This window comes from Stenotrophomonas maltophilia group sp. vghtpe118 (assembly GCF_052605195.1).
This window is the reverse complement of sequence record NZ_CP199672.1, coordinates 2,338,027-2,359,551: the sequence shown is the minus strand read 5'-3', so window position 1 is coordinate 2,359,551 and position 21,525 is coordinate 2,338,027. Positions and strand designations below refer to the sequence as shown.

Here is a 21,525-nt window from a genome sequence, read left to right as displayed (position 1 = left end):
CTTGCCGGAGAGGGCAGCGGGGCGCCGCGAAGGGGCGCAGGACCATGGCTGGAGGGGAATTGTTCTCTTTTCGTTACAGCACGTCAAACCCGGAGGCGTGCGGACCAACGGTCCGCACCCACCCTCCGTGCCGGTGGTAGTGCCGGCCGCTGGCCGGCAGATTCGCTGTACGGAGGAAGCCGGCCAGCGGCCGGCTCTACCCGTAGATCCACGCCATGCGTGGATGGGCTCTACTACGCCCGCTGCGCGCGCTTGAGCAGCTTCGCTTCGCGCCTGCGCACGCGACGGGCGCGCCAGCGCTCGGCCAGGCAGGAGAAGATCACGTACAGCGCCGGCGTACTGAGCAGGGTCAGGCTTTGCGAGAACAGCAGGCCGCCGATCATCGCGATGCCCAGCGGGCGGCGCAGCTCGGACCCTTCACCCAGGCCGATCGCCAGCGGCACTGCGGCCAGGATCGCGACCATCGTGGTCATCATGATCGGGCGGAAGCGCACGATGCTGGCCTCGCGTGCGGCATCGCGCGGCGCCAGCCCATGCTCGCGCTGCGCCACCAGTGCGAAGTCGATCATCATGATCGCGTTCTTCTTGACGATGCCGATCAGCAGCACCAGCGCGATCATCGAGATCACCGACAGCTCGGTGTTGGTGCCGAACAGGGCCAGCAGCGCACCGACACCGGCCGCCGGCAGCGTGGACAGGATGGTGACCGGGTGGATCAGGCTCTCGTAGAGCATGCCCAGTACCAGGTACACGGTCAGGATTGCGGCGAACACCAGGATCAGCATGTCGCTGGGATCGGAGTTGAAGCCGAAGCCCGCATCGTCGGCCAGGCGGATGTCGCCGGGCATGCGCATGCCGGCCACGGTCGCGTCGATGATCGCCTTGGCCTCGCCCATGCTCACGTTGGGAGCCAGGTTGTAGCTGAGGTCCATCGTCGTGTACTGGTTCTCGTGGGTGATCTGCGATGGGGCCAGGCCAGGCATCTGCGTGGCCACCGCGGTGATCGGCACCATGTCGCCGTTGCGCGCACGCACGTACACCTCATCCAGCGCCGCCGGGGTGGCGGTCTGCGAGGGCAGGGCATTGACCACCACGCTGTACTGGTTGATGTCCGAATAGATGGTGGAGATCTGGCGCTGGCCGAACGCACCGTACAGCGCGCCGTCGATGGCGCCCACCGTGATGCCCAGGCGCGCGGCCTTTGCGCGGTCGATCTGGATGTTCTGGCGCAGGCCGGCATTGTCCACGTCGGTCCCGACGTCGCGCAGCTTCGGGTTCTTCTTCAGTTCCGCCTGCAGCTTGGGCAGCCATTCCTGCAGTGCGGCCAGGTCGTTGCCCTGCAGCGAGATGCGGTACTGCGCGCCCTGGCTGGAACCGCCGCCATCGTTGCTGGGCAGGTCCTGGATGGCGCGCAGGCGCAGCTGCAGGTCGGGATAGCGATCGGCCTTGGCGCTGAGGCGCGCCAACGCATGCGCGGTGGTTTCGCGGCGGCCGTCGCTGCGTGATTTCAGCTCGATGTTGAACTGTGCACTGGAGCCCTGGCGGCCGCTGCCCAGGCGTACACCCACCGTCTTCACCGCCGGGTCGGCCATCAGCATGTCGGTGATGCGGCGCTGGCGCGCGACCATGTCCTCGAACGACACGGTGGCACTGGAGTTGGCGCGGCCCCAGATCAGGCCGGTGTCCTGCGGCGGGAACGCGCCCTTCTTCACCGCGCCGAACAGGAAGATGGTGACGCCGATCAGGATCAGTGGCGTCAGCGACAGCAGCAGCGCGTGGCGCAGCGAGAAATCGAGGAACACGGTGTAGATGCGCAGCATCCGCTCGTGGCCGGCGTCCAGCCAGCGGCCGAAACGCGACGGCGGCGCGCTGTGGTCGTGCGCGCTGAGGAAGCGGCTGCACAGCGCCGGGGTCAATGTCAGCGAGACGATCATCGAAACCACGATGGCCGCCACCAGGGTGACGGTGAACTCGCGGAAGAACGCGCCCATCATGCCACTGGCGAACAGCAGCGGGATGAACACCGCCACCAGCGAGGCGGTGATCGAGACGATGGTGAAGCCGATCTCGCGCGCACCGGTCAACGCCGCCTGCATGCGCGGCATGCCTTCGTCGAGGTGGCGCATGATGTTCTCGATCACCACAATCGCATCGTCGACCACGAAGCCGATCGCGATCACCAGCGCCAGCAGGCTCAGATTGTTCAGGGTGAAGCCCATCACGTACATCACCAGCGCGGCGCCGGCCAGCGACAGCGGCACGGTCACCGCCGCGATCAGGGTGGGGGCCAGCCGGCGCAGGAACAGCGCCATGGTCAGCACCACCATCGCCAGGCTGATCAGCAGGGTGACCTGCACTTCATGCAGCGACGAACGGATGGTCGGCGTACGGTCGAAGTACGGCGTCATCGTGGTGCCCGGCTGCAGGTAGTCGCGCAGGGCCGGGATCTGCGCCTTGACCCGGTCTACGGTCTCCACGATGTTGGCGCCGGCGCGGGTGAACACGTACATCACCACCGCCGGCTTGTGGTCGAACCACGCCGCCTGGTAGGCATCCTGCTGGCCGTCGTAGACGTTGGCGATGTCCTTCAGCCGGATCACCCGGCCGTCGCCCTGGGTCTTGACCACCAGGTCGGCGAAGTCGGCGGCGCGCGCCACCGAGTCGTTGGCGATGATCGCCGTGGTGGTGTTGCCATCGCTGAGGAAGCCGGTGGGCGAGGTCACGTTGGCCGCGCGCACTGCGTTGCGCAGGTCATCGGCGGTCAGGCCCAACGCGTTCATCAGGCGCAGGTTGACGTCCACGCGCACCGCTGGCGTCGACGCGCCAGCGATGTCGACCGAGGCGACGCCGCTGATCTGGCGGATGCGCTGCGCCAGCAGCGAGTCGGCCACGTTGTAGAGCTCGTCGGCCGACTGCGTCTGCGAGGTCAGCGCGATGGCGATCACCGGGTCGTCGTTCGGGTTCGCCTTCTGGTACATCGGCGAGCCCATGCCCGAGGGCAGGTCGGCCTGAGCCGAGTTGATCGCCGTTTGTACATCCAGTGCCGCCGAATCGATGTTGTGGCCGCTCTGGAAGATCATGAACACCAGCGAGCTGCCTTCCGAGCTCGACGAGCGCATGCGATCGATGCCCGGCAGCTGGCCGAGATGGCGTTCCAGCGGCGCGGTGACCGTCGAGGCCATGGTCGCCGCGTCGGCGCCGGACTGGCTGGCATGCACGAAGATCACCGGGATCTCGATGTTCGGCAGCGCCGATACGCCCAGGCGCAGGTAGCAGATCAGGCCGACCATGAACAAGCCGATGGCCAGCAGTGCGGTGCCGATCGGGCGGCGGATGAAGGGGCCGGACAGGTTCATCGTGCGGCCCCCCACGGCAGCGGGGCGTGGATCATGCCTGCGGCTCCTGCAGCGAACCGTCGCGCAGCGCACGCTGTTCGCGGCGGCGCGCCAGCCACTCGGAGAAGCGCTCCATGTACAGGTAGATCACCGGCGTGGTGTACAGGGTCACCAACTGCGACAGCAGCAGGCCGCCAACGATGGCGATACCCAGCGGGCGGCGCAGCTCCGAACCGATGCCGGTGCCCAGCGCCAGCGGCAGCGCGCCGAGCATGGCCGCGGCGGTGGTCATCATGATCGGGCGGAAGCGCAGCAGGCAGGCGCGGCGGATCGCCTCGTGCGCGTTGGCGCCGGCGCGGCGGGCTTCGATGGCGAAGTCGACCATCATGATGCCGTTCTTCTTGACGATGCCGATAAGCAGCACGATGCCGACGATGCCATCCACCGACAGGCTCAGCCCGCACAGCATCAGCGCCAGCAGCGCGCCGACACCGGCCGGCGGCAGGGTGGAGATGATCGTGATCGGGTGGATGTAGCTCTCGTAGAGCACGCCCAGCACGATGTAGATCACCACCAGCGAGGCCAGCAGCAGCCACACCACATCGGTCTGGCTGCCGGTGAATTCAGCGGCCTTGCCGATGAATTCGGCATGCAGGTGTGCCGGCATGTCCAGGCTGTCCTTGGTCTCCTGGATCGCTCGCACCGCTTCGGACAGCGAATAGCCCGGCGCCACGTTGAACGACACCGTCACCGCCGGCAGCTGCTGCTGGTGGCTGACCACCAGCGGTGCGCTGCTCACCTTGCCTTCGGCCAGCGCCGACAGCGGAATGATGTTGCCGGCGCCGACGGTGATGCCGGTGTTCTGCGCGCCGATGCCGGTGGCGGTGGACGAGTTGGAGGAGGTGACCTGGCCGAAGCTGGTGGCATTGGTGCCGGTCAATGCGCCGGCGCCGTTGGAGGCGACCGCCAGCTGTTCCATCAGCGCGGTGCTGGTGCGGAACTCCGGTGCCACTTCCAGCACCACGCGATACTGGTTGAGCTCGGTGAAGATGGTCGAGATCTGGCGCTGGCCGAACGCATCGTAGAGCGTGTCGTCGATGGTCTGCATCGGCACGCCCAGCACGCTGGCCTTGTCGCGGTCGATGTTCAGCTCCAGGGCGCGGCCCTGGTTGGACAGGTTGTTGTCGACGTCGGCCAGTTCCGGGCGCTTGCGCAGCGCTTCGGTCAGGCGCGTGGCCTGGGTCGCCACCGTCGCCGAATCCACGTCCGACAGCGAGTACTGGTACTCGGTGGCGGCCACGCGGGTATCCAGGGTCACGTCCTGTACCGGCTTCAGGTACAGCGCCACGCCCGGAATGCCCGCCACCGCCTTCTGCAGGCGCGGCAGGATCTCATCCAGGCCATCGCGCTCGCCGCGTTCCTTCAGCACGATCGACAGCTGGCCCTGGTTGAGCGTGGGATTCATGCTGCCCGCGCCAATGAAGGCCGACACGCCGGTCACATCCGGGTCCTGGCGCAGCGCTTCGGCCACCTGCCTGGTGCGCTGCTCCATCTGCGGGAAGGCGATGTTCTGGTCGGCCTGCACCACGCCGGTGATCAGGCCGGTGTCCTGTTCGGGCAGCAGGCCCTTGGGGATCAGCACGTACAGCAGCACGGTCAGCACCAGCGCGCCACCGGCCACGGCCAGGGTCAGGCGCTGGTGGCCCAGCACCCAGTCCAGGCTGTGCTCGTAGAGGCCGACGGTGCGCGTCCACAGGTTCTGCTTGCCGGCCGCTGCCGCGCGCTCATGCGCGTCCTCGCCCTCGGGCAGGGCGTCGGGCTTGAGCAGGTAGGCGCACATCATCGGGGTGAGCGTCAGCGAGATCAGCATCGACAGCACCACGGCGATGCTCAGCACCCACGCGAACTCGTGGAACAGGCGGCCGGTGACGCCGGGCATCAGCAGCAGCGGCAGGAACACCGCCACCAGCGAGACCGTCAGCGACAGCACGGTGAAGCCGATCTGGCGTGCGCCGATCTCGGCCGCTTCCTTGCCGCTCTTGCCCTGCTCGATGTAGCGCACGATGTTCTCGATCATCACGATCGCATCGTCGACCACGAAGCCGGTGGCCACCACCAGCGCCATCAGCGACAGGTTGTCCAGCGACATGCCGGCGAAGGCCATCACCGCGAAGGTACCGGCCAGCGAGAGCGGTACTGCCACCGACGGGATGATCGTGGCCCACAGGCGGCGCAGGAACACGAAGATCACCGCCACCACCAGGCCGATGGTGAGGATCAGGGTGAACTGCACCTCATGCACCGAGGCGCGGATGGTCTCGGTGCGATCGTTGAAGATTTCCAGGTGCACGTCGGCCGGCAGCACGCCCTGCAGCTGCGGCAGGATCGCGCGGATGCGCTCGACGGTCTGCACGATGTTGGCGCCCGGCTGGCGGCGCACTTCCAGCAGCACCGCCGGCTTGCCATCGGCCCAGGCGGCCAACTGGTCGTTCTCCACGCCATCGATCACCTCGGCCACGTCCGACAGCCGCACCGGGCGGCCGTTCTTGTAGCTGATGATGGTGTCGCGGTACTCGGCGGCGCTGGCCAGCTGGTCGTTGGTGCCGATGCTGTAGGACTGGGTCTTGCCGTTCAACGAACCCTTCGGCGCGTTGACGTTGGCCTGGGTCAGCGCGCTGCGCAGCTGTTCCAGGGTCAGCCCCATGTTCGACAGCTGCGCCGGATTGACCTGGATGCGCACGGCGGGCCGCACGTTGCCGGCAATCGAGACCAGGCCCACGCCCTGCACCTGCGACAGGCGCTGGGCCAGGATCGAGTCGGCGTAGTTGTTGACGTCGCGCAGCGGGCGCGTGTCAGAGGTCAGCTTCAGGGTGACGATGGCCGCGTCGGCCGGATTCACCCGGTTGTAGACCGGCTGGTAGGGCAGCGATGAGGGCAGGGTGGCTTGACGGATTGCCGCCTGCACGTCCTGCGCGGCGATGTCGATGTCGCGGTCCATCGAGAACTGCAGGATGATCGTCGACAACCCGGCCGACGAGTCCGACGTCATCAGTTCCAGCCCGGAGATCTGCCCGAACTGGCGCTCCAGCGGGGTGGTTACCAGCGAGGCCATGGTGGTGGCATTGGCGCCGGGGTACTGGGTGGTGACCACCAGGCTGGGCGCATCGATTTCCGGCAGCGCCGACACCGGCAGCTTGCGGTAACCGAGGATGCCCAGCAGCAACAGGCCCGCCATCAACAGCGAGGTAGCGATCGGGCGGCGGATGAAGATCGTCGAAAAGCCCACGGACTGATCCTTGCTGGCACTTCAATGTCGGCGCCGGCAGGTCCGCCGGCGCGAGGGAGAACCGTGGCCTGCGCTCAGCGCGGGCCACCACCGCGACGGCCACCGCCGCCCGCGTTCTTCTGTTCGGCCGCCTTCAGTTCGGCCTCGGTCGGCGCGGCCGGGGTCTCGCCCGGCTTCAGCGCGGTGACCTTGCTGCCCGGCTTCAGGCGGAACTGGCCTTCGCTGACCACCCGCTCGCCACCCTTGAGGCCTTCGGCGATCTGCACCTGGCTGTCGCCCACTTCCACGCCGCTGCGCACGGTCTGCATCTTCACCGTGTTGTCGCCCTGCACGACATAGACGTACTCGCCGTCCGGGCCACGCAGCACCGCCTGGGTCGGAATGACCACGCCGCCGCCGATGGTGCGCAGCTGCATGCGCACGTTGACGAACTGGCCCGGCCACAGGCCGTTGTCGGTGTTGTCGAATACGGCGCGCGCCTTGAACGTGCCGCTGTCGGCACTGATCAGGTTGTCGACCACATCGAGCTTGCCGTCGCCGGACAGCACGTGCGAATCGGCGCGGTCCAGCGCCGCCACCGGCACCGTGCCGGCGGCCTGCGCCTGGCGCACATCGCCGAGCTGGCGCTCGGGCAGGTTGAACAGCACGTGGATCGGATGGATCTGGGTCAGCGTGACCAGCGCGGTACCGGCGCTGACCACGTTGCCGGCGTCGACCGCACGGATGCCGGCGATGCCTGAGATCGGCGCGGTGACCCGGGTGTACTGCAGCTGCACCTGCGCCGAGCGCATGCTGGCCTCGTTGGCGGCCACGGCGCTTTCGTACTGTGCCACTTGGTTTCGCTGTGTATCCAGATCGGTCTTGGCGACGTACTGGCGATACTCCGGCGCGTTCGAGCGCTGGTAGTTGGAGCGCGCGGTGGCCAGCAGGGCCTCGTTCTGGCGCTTGGCTGCCGCGGCCTGGTCGTAGCTGGCCTGGGCGGTGCGCGGATCGATCACCGCCAGCACATCACCCTGCTTCACTTCCTGGCCTTCACGGAAATTCAGGCTCATCAGCTGGCCGCCGACCTGCGGGCTGACAGTGACGGTGTTCATCGCGGTCACCGTACCCAGCGCGCTGGCATACACCGGCACGTCCTGGCGCGTGGCCTCCACCACGGTCACCGGCACTGGACCGGCATTCGGATCTTCGCCGCCCTGGCGCGCGCCCGCAGCAGGTTTTCCAGCCTTGTCCTTGCCCCCGCCGATGACGCGCAGGCCGACCACGGCCAGCACCAGGATCGCCACGACCAGCAGCACGATCTTCCAAACACGTGACATTACGAGGACTCCGAGAGGGCTGGACCGGACGGGACGCCGGGACAATGCGCAAAGCATACCTGTGCCACATCACGTTTCCTGCATGACGGATGGGACGGGCGCTAAGACCGGATGCGGCGCCGGAGGTTCCCGTGGCGCCGGTGTTGCCCTACATTCAGCTGGAACCCTCTTGCTGTGGAGATTGCGATGCGCCGTTCGCTGCTGCTGTCCGCCCTGCTGCTGGCCCTGCCGGCGCTTGCCCATGCCCAGGACGGGCAACGCCCGGAAGTGACCGCCGCCGCGCAGCGGCTGCAGGCCCGGGTGGTCGAATGGCGCCGTGATTTCCACCAGCACCCGGAGCTGTCCAACCGCGAGGCGCGCACCTCGGCCGAGGTCGCCAAGCGCCTGCGTGCGATGGGCCTGAAGCCGAAGACCGGCATCGCCCACCATGGCGTGGTGGCGATCATCGAAGGCGGCAAGCCGGGTCCGAAGATCGCATTGCGTGCAGACATGGACGCGTTGCCGGTGACCGAGCAGACCGGCCTGCCGTTCGCCTCCAAGGCCACCGACCAGTACCGCGGGCAGACCGTGGGCGTGATGCATGCCTGTGGCCACGACGCGCATACCGCCACCCTGCTCGGCGTGGCCGAAGCGCTGGTATCAATGAAGAAGGACCTGCCGGGCCAGGTGATGCTGATCTTCCAGCCGGCCGAGGAAGGCGCGCCGCCGCCGGAAGAGGGCGGTGCGGCACTGATGCTGAAGGAAGGGCTGTTTGCCGACTTCAAGCCGGAGGCAGTGTTCGGCCTGCATGTGTTCTCCAGCGTGCAGGCCGGCCAGATCGCGGTGCGCGGCGGCCCATTGATGGCCGCCTCGGATCGCTTCGGGATCAAGGTGATCGGTCGCCAGACGCACGGCTCGGCACCGTGGAACGGTGTTGACCCGATCGTCGCCACCGCTGATCTGGTCGGCACCGCGCAGACCATCGTCAGCCGCCGCGCCAACCTGTCCAAGCAACCGGCGGTGCTGACCTTCGGCGCGATCAACGGCGGCATCCGCTACAACATCATTCCTGATGAAGTGGAGATGGTCGGCACCATCCGCACCTTCGACGAAGGCATGCGCCAGCAGATCTTTGCCGACCTGCGCAACGTGGCCGAACACACCGCCGCCGCGCACGGTGCGAAGGCGGTGACCGACATCTACGAATCGGAAGGCAATCCGGCCACGGTGAACGACCCGACGCTGACCGCGAAGATGCTGCCGAGCCTGCAGGCGGTCGTGGGCAAGGACAACGTGTACGAGCCGCCGTTGCAGATGGGCGCGGAGGATTTCTCGCTGTACGCGAAGGAAGTGCCGGGCATGTTCTTCTTCGTTGGATCCACCAGCGTGGGCATCGACCCGGCGACGGCGCCGGCCAACCATTCGCCGAAGTTCCTGCTGGATGAGAAGGCGCTGGATGTGGGATTGCGGGCGTTGCTGCAGGTGAGCCTGGATTACCTGCACGGTGCCGGCTCGCCTGCGGGGTGAGGGTTGCCGGCACGGCTTGCAGCCCTGGGTACGCGACATCGCATGCGCGCTGTCGCTCCCACGGTTCGCTGCGCGAACGGTGGGCTCCCCTTACCAGCTTCCAGACCCCTGCCGCTTCGCGGCCGCCCCCTGACTCAGGGGGCTTTCCTCCAGACCCGATCCCGTGGCTTGCCGGTAGATCCACGCCATGCGTGGATGGCAGACATCGAAAATGTCCGAAGGATCGGATTTTGATTTTCTGATCTTTCCCGTGGTGGATCGGCGGCAGAAATGTGTCGGGGGGCCGGGCGGGGTATCCGCGCCATGGATGGCGCGGCTAAACCTCCAGGGACGGATTCACGGCGTCCCCGCCAGCCCCATCCGCCCGGCCCACTCCCGGGAATCCAGGCTTTCGACGACCCAACACCCCACCACGGAGGGGCTCCGCCGTTGGCCGGCCAGGCCGAAGGCCCGCCCTCCGCGCGATACAATGCCCACCATGAACACCCCACAGGATTCCAGCCTCGGTCGCGAGGTCAGTTACCCGTCGCAGTACGATCCCGGCCTGCTGTTCCCGATCCCCCGCAGCGGTGCCCGCGCCGAGATCGGCCTCGATGACGCAGCGCTGCCGTTCGTCGGCCACGACCGCTGGCACGCCTTCGAGCTGAGCTGGCTCGATCCGCGCGGCAAGCCGCAGGCGGCCGTCGCCACCGTGCAGGTGCCGTGCACCTCGCCGCAGTTGATCGAATCGAAGTCGTTCAAGCTGTACCTCAACTCCCTCAACAGCACCCGCATCGACAGCGCCGAGGCGCTGCGCGCGCGCATCGTGGCGGATCTGTCGGATTGCGCCGGTGCGCCGGTCCAGGTCGAGTTCGGCCTGCCGGGCCTGCGCGAGACGCCGCTCGGCGAGTCCATCGACGGGCTGGAACTGGAGATCGACTGCTACGGCCCGCCGCAGGCGGACTTCCTCGCCGCCGATGCGGGTGAGGTGGTGGAAGAGACCCTGGTCTCGTCGCTGCTGAAGTCCAACTGCCCGGTCACCGGCCAGCCGGACTGGGCCACGGTCAGCCTGCGTTACCGCGGGCCGAAGATCGATCGCGCGGGCCTGCTGCGCTACTTGGTCAGCTACCGTGAACACGCCGAGTTCCACGAGCAGTGCGTTGAGCGGATCTTCAGCGAGGTATCTGCGCGCTGCCGGCCGCACTGGCTCGAGGTTGAGGCCCGCTACACCCGCCGTGGTGGCCTGGACATCAACCCTTGGCGTGCCAGCCCCGGCATCGCCGCCCCGGCTGCGACCTACCGCGAGCTGCGGCAGTAACCGCCGCAGTCGGATACCCATTGTGCCGGGCCATGCCCGGCGGGCGCCGGCCAGCGGACGGCACTACCGGGCGTCCATTCCCCCGATTGTTCAGCCGCCCCGGGGGCGGCTTCACATCTGCACCATCCCCATTTAACAACCGCCATGGCACCGTGCCAATCACGTAGTCATGCAGACGGGAGTTGTGGATGAGTACCGAGAAGAAAGCCGATTTCTCCGGCGTCAGCAGCAGCGTCGACAGTACCGCCGAACAGGCACCGAAGGCGGACTTCTCCGGCGTCAGCGCTTCGGTGGACAGCACCGCAGACGTTGTCAGCGGCGGCACCTATACCGTGCAGAAGGGTGACTCGCTGTCGAAGATCGCCAAGCAGCATCTGGGCGACGCCAATGCCTGGAAGAAGATCTTCGAAGCCAACCGCGATGTGCTTGATGACCCGGACAAGATCTTCCCGGGCCAGACCCTGAAACTGCCGCCGAAGTAAGCCGGCCAGAGTGCCGTCCAACAATCCCTGGGAGGAACCCCGAATGATCAAGACCACCCCGCTCCAGACCGCCCTGATCGCCGCCCTGCTGGGCAGCGTCGCCCTGGTCGGTTGCAAGAAGAAAGAAGAGTCGACCGACAACAATGCCGCTCCGGCAGCGACTGCTCCGGCCGAACCGGCAGCACCGGCCCCGATGACCGGCGCGCCGCCGCCGATGGCCGAAGCCGCTGCTGTCAGCGTCTCGTCGGTCACGGTCGGCAAGACCGCAGCCGCCGACAAGTCGGTTGCGACGACGGCTTTGTTCGCGCCGAAGGACGACATCATCGTCTCGGTCAAGACCGACGGTGCTGCCAACAACGTCGCCGTTGGCGTGAAGCTGACCTACCAGGACGGCCAGGTGGCCGGCGAACAGAATGCCACGCTGAACACCAGCGGTGCGGAAACCACCAACGTCACCTTCAAGAATGCAAAGGGCTGGCCGGCCGGCAAGTACCGCGCCGAAGTCACCGTCGATGGCAAGGCGGCCGGAACGCCGCAGGAGTTCGAGGTCAAGTAAGTCCAGCCGACTCTCTCCCGGCAGGGCTCACGATGGACGCAGCCGCGAGGCTGCGTCCTTTTTTGTTGGGCGATGGTTGGCTTCATCCAGGCGTCGATGGATCACAGCGTTGCCGGCATCCAGTACCGCCGCGTATGGCGTGGCTTTGCCCCGCGCGACTGAAAACGCGACAATGCAGGGGTTTCCCCGCCGCGCGCCCACCCTGACGGCGACGGGGGAAAGCGTGGGGCCCCGCCTCGCGCGCGACACGGTTGCACGTGGCCCGGCGCTGGCGCCGGCCTTCCCCTGAGCATTGCTACAGAGTCCAAGTCCCCCATGTCCAAGATCCTCTACACGCTGACCGACGAAGCACCGTTCCTGGCCACCCAGTCGCTGCTGCCGATCGTTGACGCCTACACCGCCACGGCCGGCATCGTGGTGGAAACCCGTGACATCTCGCTGTCCGGCCGCATCCTGTCGCAGTTCCCGGAACTGCTGTCCGACGCGCAGAAGGTCAGCGACGACCTGGCCGAGCTGGGCCAGCTGGCGACCACCCCGGACGCCAACATCATCAAGCTGCCGAACATTTCCGCCTCGGTGCCGCAGCTGAAGGCGGCCATCAAGGAACTGCAGGACCAGGGCTACCCGCTGCCGGATTACCCGGAAACCCCGGCCGACGACCAGCAGCGCGACTACAAGGCGCGCTACGACAAGGTCAAGGGCAGCGCGGTGAACCCGGTGCTGCGCGAAGGCAACTCCGACCGCCGTGCACCGCTGTCGGTGAAGAACTACGCGCGCAAGCACCCGCACCGCATGGGCGCCTGGTCGGCCGATTCGAAGTCGCACGTCGCGCACATGGCCGCCGGTGATTTCTACGGCAGCGAGAAGTCGGCCACCCTGACCAACGCCGGTTCGCTGAAGATCACTTTCCATGGCAACGACGGCAGCACCGTCGTGCTGAAGGAAAAGACCGCGGTCAAGGCCGGCGAGATCGTCGACGCCGCCGTGATGAGCCGCAAGGCACTGGCCGCGTTCCTCGGTGAGCAGATCGCCGATGCCAAGGCCCAGGGCGTGCTGTTCTCGCTGCACCTGAAGGCGACCATGATGAAGGTCTCCGACCCGATCATGTTCGGCGTGGCGGTCAATGAGTTCTACAAGGACGTGCTGGCCAAGCACGCCGACGTACTCAAGCAGGCCGGTTTCGACGCCAACAACGGCATCGGTGACCTGGCTGCGCGCCTGCCGTCGCTGCCGGAAGCCACCCGTGCTGCGATCGAAGCCGACCTGGCTGCCGAGTACGCACAGCGCCCGGGCGTGGCCATGGTCAACTCGGACAAGGGCATCACCAACCTGCACGTGCCGAGCGACGTCATCGTCGACGCCTCGATGCCGGCGATGATCCGCGACTCCGGCAAGATGTGGAACGCCGAAGGCAAGCTGCAGGACACCAAGGCCGTCATTCCGGACCGCTGCTACGCCGGCGTGTACCAGGCCGTCATCGACGACTGCAAGGCGCACGGCGCCTTCGACCCGGCCACCATGGGTTCGGTGCCCAACGTCGGCCTGATGGCACAGAAGGCCGAGGAGTACGGCTCGCACGACAAGACCTTCCAGATCGCTGCCGATGGCGTGGTCAAGGTCACCGACGATGCCGGCACCGTGGTGTTCGAGCACGCCGTGGAAGCCGGTGACATCTGGCGCATGTGCCAGACCAAGGACGCGCCGATCCAGGACTGGGTCAAGCTGGCCGTCGAGCGTGCCCGCCTGAGCAGCACCCCGGCCGTGTTCTGGCTGGATGCCGCCCGCGCCCACGACGCGCAGGTCATCGCCAAGGTCGAGCAGTATCTGAAGGACCACGACACCAACGGCCTGGACATCCGCATCCTGCCGCCGGTGGAAGCGACCGCGTTCTCGCTGGACCGCATCCGCAAGGGCGAGGACACCATCTCGGTGACCGGCAACGTGCTGCGCGACTACCTGACCGACCTGTTCCCGATCATGGAGCTGGGCACCAGCGCCAAGATGCTGTCGATCGTGCCGCTGATGGCCGGTGGTGGCCTGTTCGAGACCGGCGCCGGTGGTTCGGCCCCGAAGCACGTGCAGCAGTTCGTCGAAGAGGACTACCTGCGCTGGGATTCGCTGGGTGAGTTCCTGGCCCTGGCCGCGTCGCTGGAACACCTGGGCAACCGCTATGACAACGCCGCCGCCCGCGTGCTGGCCAAGGCGCTGGACGAAGCCAACGGCCAGTTCCTGGACAACGACAAGTCGCCGTCGCGCAAGCTCGGCGGCATCGACAACCGTGGCAGCCACTTCTACATCGCGTTGTACTGGGCGCAGGCCCTGGCCGCGCAGGACGAGGATGCTGCACTGAAGGCACGCTTCGCCCCGCTGGCCAAGGCGCTGACCGACAACGAGCAGAAGATCGTCGACGAGCTGATCGCGGTGCAGGGCAAGGCCGTGGACATCGGTGGCTACTACCGCCCGGACCTGGCCAAGGCCAGCAAGGCAATGCGCCCGAGCGCGACCTTCAACGCCGCGCTGGAGCAGCTGCGCGGCTGATCCTGCGCCGTTCGCCTGCTGCAACATGGAAACCCGCGCTTCGGCGCGGGTTTTCTTTTTCCGGGGCCGTGGGGGGTCAGATCCCTTTTGCGCGCAAAAGGGATCTGACCCCAGGCGATGAAACCGTGACATCCGTCAGCTGTCGGACTGCCGTCAACGGGGCATGAAACTTGCCCGCGATGGCTGTCGCAGAACCGACAGAAGGGGGCGTGCAACCGCCTTCAATCTGAGTAGTCGATCACGACGGTCTTCGTCGGCTATATCCTAGCCTTGGCGACGCGAGACCACCGGGGAGGTGGTCGCCCGGGGACACGGATGGCACGCGTGCTGGTAGTGGGAACCGATATCCAGGGCGAGCAGGCCCTGCTGCAACGGCTGCGCCTGGCGTCGGCACTGCCGGACGGCCAGGTCCGCCGCAGCCGGGACCTGGACGATTGCGACCTGCTGGTCATCCGCGATACCCCGGCACTGCGCAACGCGGCCCAGCGCATGCGCCAGCAGCGACCGCGCCTGCAATGCTGGATCGAGGACAACGGCGGCCAACTGCGCGACGGCGACGGACACCAGGATGTTCTCGACGACGGTGCCATCGGCCGCGCGCTGCGTCGCATGCAGTTGGCACCGGAGCCCCTGGCCATGCCCGCACCCGCGCTGATACGTCTGGCCGATGGCGCACACGCCATTACCCGCCTGCTGCGCGAGCGGTTGCCGCTGCGCCATGGCCAGGCACTGTTGAGTGATGCGGGCGAGCCTTTGCTGCTGATGGATCTGGAGCACGACCAGGCCGTGCTGTTGCAGGAACCCGCGAGCGCGCTGGTGGAGCGCCTGGCCGATGCTTTCGAACGCCTGCAGCTGGATGCACTGACGCCAATGCGCCTGCAGGCGCTGGCTGGTGAGCGAACACGCCAGCCGCTGCGGCCGCTGTTGTGGCAATGGGCGCAACGCAGCCGCCACTGGCAGGCACTGGACGAACGCCTGCGCGGCGCTTCGGTGAAGCTGCTGCGCTGGCCGGATTTCCGCGTACTGGGACACGACCACGATGGATTCCGCCTTTGCTCGTTGCTGCTCAAGCGCGCGTGCACGGTTGAAGAATGCGCGATGCTGCTTGAGCTGCCGGCGGCGGCCGTTCGCGATTTCATCCACGCGGCCTACCTGTGTGGCTACGCGCAGCTGCAGGCCGCCCCGGCGACGCCGATGATGGCGACCGGTGGCACCCGCACCGACAACGGACTGCTTGCCCGCCTGTGGCGGCACTTGCGCGGGAGTGAGCGCAATGCGTGAGCACAAGGTGGTGGTGCTGGGCGGCATGGGCAGCGGCAAGTCGACGCTGGTGCGCAGCATCGCGGCCGGCGCGGTAGTCGACACCGATGTGGCCAACAGTGATCGCCTCGGTGCCGACAAGGCCTCCACCACCGTCGCGCTGGACTATGCGGACATCGACCTGCCCAACGGAGAACGCCTGCGTCTGTACGGAACGCCCGGCCAGCAGCGTTTCGATTTCCTGTGGCCGATCCTGCTGCAGGGTGCACGGGGCGCGGTGCTGCTGCTGGACGCACGGCGCGCCGGCATTGCCAGCGAGCTGCAGGACTACCTGCAGGTGCTGCAGCCGTTCGCATCATCCCTGGCACTGGTCGTGGCCGTCACCCACCTGGACCAGGCACCACAGGCGGCGCTGGATGACTGGGCCACGCACGCCTGCCTTGACGACCAGCCACTGCCGTTGCTGGCCGTCGATGCCCGTGACCGCGAACAGGGACTGCTGCTGATGGATGTACTGATGAGCGAAATGGAAGCGCACGCACTGGTGGCTGCGCATGGGTGACGGGCAGATGGCGGTACTGCCCGACGCGGGCCAGCGTGAGCGCCTGCAGCCGCTGCTGCAGGACCTGCAGCAGCGGGTGGAAGGCGTGCGCACGGTGGTGCTGGCCAGCGTCGATGGCTTTGCCCTGGTCAGCGCCGGTGCCGACGGGCGCGGCGAACGGCTGGCGGCGATGACCAGCGCGATGCTGGCGTTGGCCGCAGCGGTGGGGCGCGAACTGGTGCTGGGCGATCTGCAGACGCTGATGCTGGAAGCGATGGGCGGGAAGGTGCTGATGCTGGCGATCCAGGCCGAAGGGCGTGCGCCGCTGCTGCTGATGGCGGCCTGCGACCAGCGCAGCGTGATCGGGCAGGTGCTGTGGCAGAGCAGGGAATGTGGCCAGGCGATCCTGGCCGAACTCGGCGGATCGTGAGCCCGGCCGCAGGGGAACGAGGGGCTCGAACCAACATCGACAAGGGGTGCGACGTGGCTGGATTGAATGAATCGTTGAACGCACTGATGGGCATCGACGGCGCGCAGGCAGTGGCGCTGGTCGACTACGAAAGCGGCATGCTGCTGGGCGAAGCCGGTGCCGGCATGGACATGGAAGTGGCCGCCGCCGGCAACACCGAAGTGATCCGGGCCAAGATGAAGACCGCTGCCTCGTTGAACCTCAATGACAGCATCGAGGATATGCTGATCTCGCTGGGCAAGGCGTACCACATCATGCGACCGGTCGCGAAGAAGAAGGGCCTGTTCTTCTACATCGTGCTGGACCGGACCAAGTCCAACCTTGCACTGGCCCGACGCAAGGTGCAGGACGTAGAGGCCGAACTGGCGATCTGAGCCGGTAGTGCCGGCCGCTGGCCGGCGTCTGCATCGATCCATCGACGGTCCAGGTGCTGCCGGCCAGCGGCCGGCACTACCTTCGCACTCGACGCCATTGCACACGCCAGCGTATGGTGAAGCCGGTCCTCCCGGCTGAGTCCTGCATGTCCGAGCCTGATATCGATGCCGAGCTGGCGTCGCGCATCGCTGGTGCCATCCACGCTGGCTTCGAGCAGTACCACGCCCGCTTTGCGGCGATCACCGCCCGCGCGCGGCAGCGTTTCGAGCAGCGCGACTGGGCGGGCGCGCGCCGGGATGCAGTCGAGCGCATCGCGTTGTACGATCTGTGCATTGCCGAACAGATGGATGCACTGCGGCGCCTTGCCGGCGAAGCGATCGGGGAGCGCGCACTGTGGCTGCAGGTGCATGCACGCTACAGCGCATTGCTGCGGGGGCTGATCGACGCCGAACTGTACAAGACGTTCTACAACACCCTGTCGCGGCGCTTGTTCTCCACCCGTGGCGTGGACCCGGCGCTGGAGTTCATCGCCTTTGACGTCGAGCCGTCCGATGCGATCACCCATCCGGTCGCGCGGCATACCTACGCGGTTTCACCGACGCGGCCGGTGGAGGCCCTGCAGCGCGTGTTGGCCGATTACCGCTTCGACATTCCGTATGCGCACCAGTTGCGCTGCGCGGCGGCCATTGCCGTGCGCCTGCAGGATGATCTGGCCCACTGGGGCGATACGCCGGTGCGCAGCATCGAGCTGCTGGACACCGTGTTCTATCGCGAGCGCCGTGCCTACCTGGTGGGCCGCGTGTTCGGCGAGCACCGCTTCTCACCCTGCGTGATCGCGCTGGTCAACGATGAGCGTGGCTTGCGTGCCGACGCGGTGCTCACCCGGCGCCGCGACGTCGCCCACCTGTTCGGCGTGTCGCGCAGTTATTTCCAGGCCGACCTCGCCACGGTGGGCGATGCAGTGGTGTTCCTGCGCAGCCTGCTGCCGGGCAAGCCCATCGATGAGATCTACACCGTTCTGGGCCGTGCCAAGCAGGGCAAGACCGAGCGCTACCGGACCTTCTTCCGCCACTTCAACGAGCATCCGCAGGAGCGGCTGGTGCCCGCCGAAGGCACACCTGGCATGGTCATGGCAGTGTTCACCCTGCCCAGCTATCCGCTGGTGTTCAAGCTGATCCGCGACCGCTTCGCGTGGCCCAAGGCGATGTCGCGGCAGCAGGTGGAAGAGAAGTACGCGCTGGTGTTCAACCTCGACCGCGTCGGCCGCCTGCTAGATGCGCAGCCGTATCGCCACCTGCGCTTCCCGCGCGACCGCTTCGCACCGGCCTTGCTGGAGGAGCTGCTGCAGCAATGCGCGCAGACCGTGCGGGTCGATGGCGACCATGTGGAAGTCGCACTTTGCTACGTACAGCGTCGCTTCCGTCCATTGAACCTGTACCTGCGCGAGCAGGGGGGCGAGGCGGTGCGCGCAGCGGTACTCGACTACGCGCAGGCGATCACCGACATGGCGCGCAACAACATCTTCCCCGGCGACATGCTGCCGAAGAACTTCGGCGTATCGCGGCATGGCCGGGCCGTGTTCTACGACTACGACGAGCTGTGCCTGGTCAGCGACTGCGTGTTCCGCGCCTGGCCGCAGCCGCGTACGCCGGAGGAAGCCATGGCCGATGAACCCTGGTTCCATGTCGGTCCACGCGACGTGTTTCCCGAGCGCTTCGGCCCGTTCATGGGCCTGCCCGCCAGCGAACTGGCGGCGGTGAGGGAGCACTACCGGCACCTGTTCGATCCGGCGTGGTGGCAGGACCTGCAGGCGCGCTTCGCCGAGGGGAACTATCCGGATACGCCGCCCTACGCGGCGGCCCATCGCCTGGCCTGAACGGCGTGGCGTGAAGCACGTGCCGGTCCGGTCAGGACTGCGGTACGCTCGGTGCTCACTTCATCACCACGGATCCGGCAATGATGCGTTCCCCCCTGTTCCTTGCCCTGGCCCTGGCGTTCTCCGCCGGTGCCCCCCTGCTGCCAGCCGAGGCCGTCGCCCAGAACGCGCGCGCCGTGCGTGCCACCGCCGAGATGAGCATGGCGCTGTCGGGCAGTATCGACGTGGCGGCCGATGGTTCGGTCAGCGCGCTGGTCCTGGACCAGCAGGCGATGCTCGCACCGGGTATCGCCTCATTCGTGGAGGGCACCATCCGTGGCTGGCAGTTCGAGCCGACGCTGCGCGATGGCAAGCCGGTGGCGGTCCACGCACCACTGCGGGTGCGCCTGCGTGGCAAGCAGCAGGAGGACGGCAGCTACCAAGTCAGCATGACCAGTGTCGACTTCAGTGAGTATGACCCGAAGGCTACCGATTCGGTGACCCGGAAGAGCATGCCGCCACCGCGCTACCCCGAGGATGTCTTCCGCAGTGGTGGGCAGGGTGATGTGCTGCTGCTGGTCAAGGTAGCCCGCGATGGGACCGTGGCCGACGTCATTGCCGAACAGGTGAACATGACCGTGGTCGCGCCGGAGCGGACCCTGGCCAAGATGCGTGACCTGCTCGCCAAGGCCAGCATCAGCGGCGCGCGCAAGTGGACCTTCATCCCGCCGACCACCGGCGAGAACAGCACGCGCGACTTCTGGACCGTGCGCGTGCCGGTGAACTTCGCCCTGAACAGCGACACCGGCAGCAACGGCAATGCCCAGCCGGAGCGCTATGGCCGCTGGCGTGCCTACATCCCCGGCCCGCGCCAGGCCGCACCGTGGCGCAGGCCGGATGCCGTCGAACAGGCGGGCAGTGATCTGCTGCCGGCCGGGGGCGTGTACATGGTCGATGGCACCCAGCGCGGCCTGCGCCTGCTGACACCGTTGGCGCAGCGCTGAGCCCGGCGCGGTGAAGCGGTCGGCCAGGCCGGCCGCTTTTCAGTCCGCGTACGGGTAGACCACCACCCGGTTGCGGCCCTGTTCCTTGGCCATGTACAGGGCCTTGTCGGCCAGCCGCAGCGCCTGCTCGGCATCGACATGGAAGCTGGGGAAGTGGGCCACGCCCAGTGACACGGTGATGGTGCCGACCGGCTCGAACGGGTGATCGGCGATGTGCTGGCGCAGGCGCTCGCCAGCCTGGCGCGCCGAGTCGGTGCTGATGCCCGGCAACAGCAGCAGGAATTCCTCGCCGCCGGCGCGGCAGAGGATGTCGCTGTCGCGCGAGTAGCGGCGCATCTGGTCGGCGATATGGACGATGGCGGCGTCACCGACGTCATGGCCGTGGCTGTCGTTGATCGATTTGAAGCGATCGATGTCCAGCGCCAGGATCGCGAACGGAATGCCCTGCACCTGCAGCGCATCCAGCGCCTGCTGCAGGCCGCGGCGATTGAGCAGGCCGGTCAGCGGATCGGTACGGTTGGCGCGGCTGAGCGTGCCGATGCGGTCCTGCAGCGCGTTGAAGCTGTGCAGCACCGCCTGCTTGAGCTGGGCCACCTCGAAGTACCAGGCGCGGATGCCGCTGACGTGGCTGATCGCGTTGCCGGTGTCCTCGCCACCCTGCACGTTTCGCGCCAGCTGCCACAGCGGCATCGAGATGCGACGGGCGAACCACCAGGTGACCAGCAGTGACAGCAGGCCGAGCGGGATCGCATTCCAGATCACCGCGGTCATCAACCGTGACAATGGCTGCAGCGTGGCCTCGGTCGGCCGCTGGGCGATGATGCCCCAGCCGGTGGCCGGCACCGGTGCATAGCCAGCCAGCATCGATACGCCCAGGTTGTTGCGGACCTGCTGCGCACCGCGTTCACCGCGCACGACTGCCTTCACCGCCGGGTTGCCGACCACGTAGTCGCCGACCCGCTTGCCATCGGCGTGGTACAGCAGGCGGCCATTGCGGTCCACCACGTACAGGTACGAGCCGTCGCGGTAGTAGTGCTTGCCCAGCAGCGTGTGCAGCGCACTGCGCTGGCGCAGGTAGAGGGTGCCGCTGACGTAGCCGCGATAGCGGCCCTGGCGATCGAAGATCGGGTGCGACAGCGAGACCAGCAGCTTGCCGGTGGTCGACTGGTAGGGATCGCTGATCATCGGCTGGCGCGCGGCCAGTGCGGCGTTGTTGCCGGCGCTGTGCAGGATCTCGCCCTGCAGCTGCAGGGTCTGCGGCGAGGTGGCGATCACCAGGCCGTCGGCGTCGACCACCAGCGAGGAGTTGAAGCTGTTGGTCTGCAGCTGCAGCCGGCTGGCTTCATCCTGGGCCTGTGCCGGATCGAGATCATTCTGGCCGAGCCGGGTGGCGGCGTAGGCCAGCTCCTGCTGCGCGGCCAGCAGGAAGTTCTGGGTGGTCTCGGCCAGCTTGGTGGCATAGACGCGGTTGGCCTCCAGCGTGTTGCCGACCAGCTGGTCGCGCTGCACGCGGTAACTGGCCAGCAGGGTATTGGCCAGGGCAATGATGGCGCTGAGCAGGGCCAGGGCGAGGATCAGCTTGCCCAGGTTGAGGCGGGGGGACAGCGTTCGCATGCGTCGACGGATCCGGCAGGAGGCTGGACCCGACCGGTTCTCCGGAAGGGGCGACAGCGGGAATCGGTGGCCACGCCCTTGGGGCCGG

15 protein-coding genes are annotated in these 21,525 nt (G+C 67.3%); 11 read left to right on the top strand and 4 right to left on the bottom strand.

Features of this window, described 5'->3' with window-relative positions:
* Positions 1 to 233: 233 nt before the first annotated feature.
* From ACUDTM_RS10795 to ACUDTM_RS10785, 3 genes are all read right to left on the bottom strand, one after another.
* Complete coding sequence (locus ACUDTM_RS10795; protein WP_188240562.1) at positions 234 to 3,356, bottom strand: efflux RND transporter permease subunit; 3,123 nt, start codon at positions 3,354 to 3,356, stop codon at positions 234 to 236.
* Between the two features lie 31 nt (positions 3,357 to 3,387).
* Positions 3,388 to 6,621, bottom strand: a complete 3,234-nt coding sequence (locus ACUDTM_RS10790) for an efflux RND transporter permease subunit (protein ID WP_072168924.1) — start codon at positions 6,619 to 6,621, stop codon at positions 3,388 to 3,390.
* A 74-nt stretch (positions 6,622 to 6,695) separates the two neighbouring features.
* Positions 6,696 to 7,940: an efflux RND transporter periplasmic adaptor subunit gene (locus tag ACUDTM_RS10785; RefSeq protein ID WP_069140039.1), complete on the bottom strand. Its 1,245-nt coding sequence runs from the start codon at positions 7,938 to 7,940 to the stop codon at positions 6,696 to 6,698.
* A gap of 186 nt (positions 7,941 to 8,126) precedes the next feature.
* Between ACUDTM_RS10785 and ACUDTM_RS10780 the strand changes: the two genes are divergently transcribed.
* The 11 genes from ACUDTM_RS10780 to ACUDTM_RS10730 all read left to right on the top strand — a co-directional run bounded on the left by ACUDTM_RS10780 (position 8,127) and on the right by ACUDTM_RS10730 (position 19,823).
* Positions 8,127 to 9,446, top strand: a complete 1,320-nt coding sequence (locus ACUDTM_RS10780; RefSeq protein WP_072168926.1) for a M20 family metallopeptidase — start codon at positions 8,127 to 8,129, stop codon at positions 9,444 to 9,446.
* Between the two features lie 478 nt (positions 9,447 to 9,924).
* The gene (gene queF, locus ACUDTM_RS10775) at positions 9,925 to 10,743 is read left to right on the top strand and encodes an NADPH-dependent 7-cyano-7-deazaguanine reductase QueF (RefSeq protein ID WP_065186292.1); all 819 of its coding nucleotides are present in this window, start codon (positions 9,925 to 9,927) and stop codon (positions 10,741 to 10,743) included.
* Between the two features lie 188 nt (positions 10,744 to 10,931).
* Positions 10,932 to 11,225 carry a LysM peptidoglycan-binding domain-containing protein gene (locus tag ACUDTM_RS10770; RefSeq protein WP_049410686.1) on the top strand — a complete coding sequence of 98 codons (294 nt, stop codon included), beginning with the start codon at positions 10,932 to 10,934 and terminating at the stop codon, positions 11,223 to 11,225.
* A 43-nt stretch (positions 11,226 to 11,268) separates the two neighbouring features.
* Positions 11,269 to 11,781 (top strand): hypothetical protein, encoded by a 513-nt coding sequence (locus ACUDTM_RS10765; RefSeq protein WP_445391306.1) that lies wholly within the window; start codon positions 11,269 to 11,271, stop codon positions 11,779 to 11,781.
* Positions 11,782 to 12,096: 315 nt separating this feature from the next.
* Complete coding sequence (locus ACUDTM_RS10760; protein WP_445391305.1) at positions 12,097 to 14,319, top strand: NADP-dependent isocitrate dehydrogenase; 2,223 nt, start codon at positions 12,097 to 12,099, stop codon at positions 14,317 to 14,319.
* A gap of 315 nt (positions 14,320 to 14,634) precedes the next feature.
* The gene (locus ACUDTM_RS10755; RefSeq protein ID WP_088497440.1) at positions 14,635 to 15,600 is read left to right on the top strand and encodes a hypothetical protein; all 966 of its coding nucleotides are present in this window, start codon (positions 14,635 to 14,637) and stop codon (positions 15,598 to 15,600) included.
* Positions 15,593 to 16,141 carry a GTP-binding protein gene (locus tag ACUDTM_RS10750; protein WP_134970516.1) on the top strand — a complete coding sequence of 183 codons (549 nt, stop codon included), beginning with the start codon at positions 15,593 to 15,595 and terminating at the stop codon, positions 16,139 to 16,141. Before ACUDTM_RS10755 ends, ACUDTM_RS10750 begins: the two co-directional genes overlap by 8 nt.
* Positions 16,134 to 16,550: a roadblock/LC7 domain-containing protein gene (locus tag ACUDTM_RS10745; protein ID WP_061478181.1), complete on the top strand. Its 417-nt coding sequence runs from the start codon at positions 16,134 to 16,136 to the stop codon at positions 16,548 to 16,550. Before ACUDTM_RS10750 ends, ACUDTM_RS10745 begins: the two co-directional genes overlap by 8 nt.
* A 53-nt stretch (positions 16,551 to 16,603) precedes the next feature.
* On the top strand, positions 16,604 to 16,963 hold the full coding sequence (locus ACUDTM_RS10740) for a hypothetical protein (protein ID WP_353080421.1): 360 nt from the start codon (positions 16,604 to 16,606) through the stop codon (positions 16,961 to 16,963).
* A 146-nt stretch (positions 16,964 to 17,109) separates the two neighbouring features.
* Positions 17,110 to 18,840, top strand: coding sequence for a bifunctional isocitrate dehydrogenase kinase/phosphatase (aceK, locus tag ACUDTM_RS10735; RefSeq protein WP_445391304.1), 1,731 nt, complete (start codon positions 17,110 to 17,112; stop codon positions 18,838 to 18,840).
* Positions 18,841 to 18,920: 80 nt separating this feature from the next.
* Entirely contained in the window at positions 18,921 to 19,823 is a 903-nt protein-coding gene (locus tag ACUDTM_RS10730) for a TonB-dependent receptor (RefSeq protein ID WP_072169177.1), read from the top strand.
* A 39-nt stretch (positions 19,824 to 19,862) separates the two neighbouring features.
* On the opposite strand, the gene ACUDTM_RS10725 is transcribed toward ACUDTM_RS10730, so the two are convergent.
* The gene (locus ACUDTM_RS10725) at positions 19,863 to 21,437 is read right to left on the bottom strand and encodes a sensor domain-containing diguanylate cyclase (RefSeq protein ID WP_005419756.1); all 1,575 of its coding nucleotides are present in this window, start codon (positions 21,435 to 21,437) and stop codon (positions 19,863 to 19,865) included.
* Positions 21,438 to 21,525 lie beyond the last annotated feature (88 nt).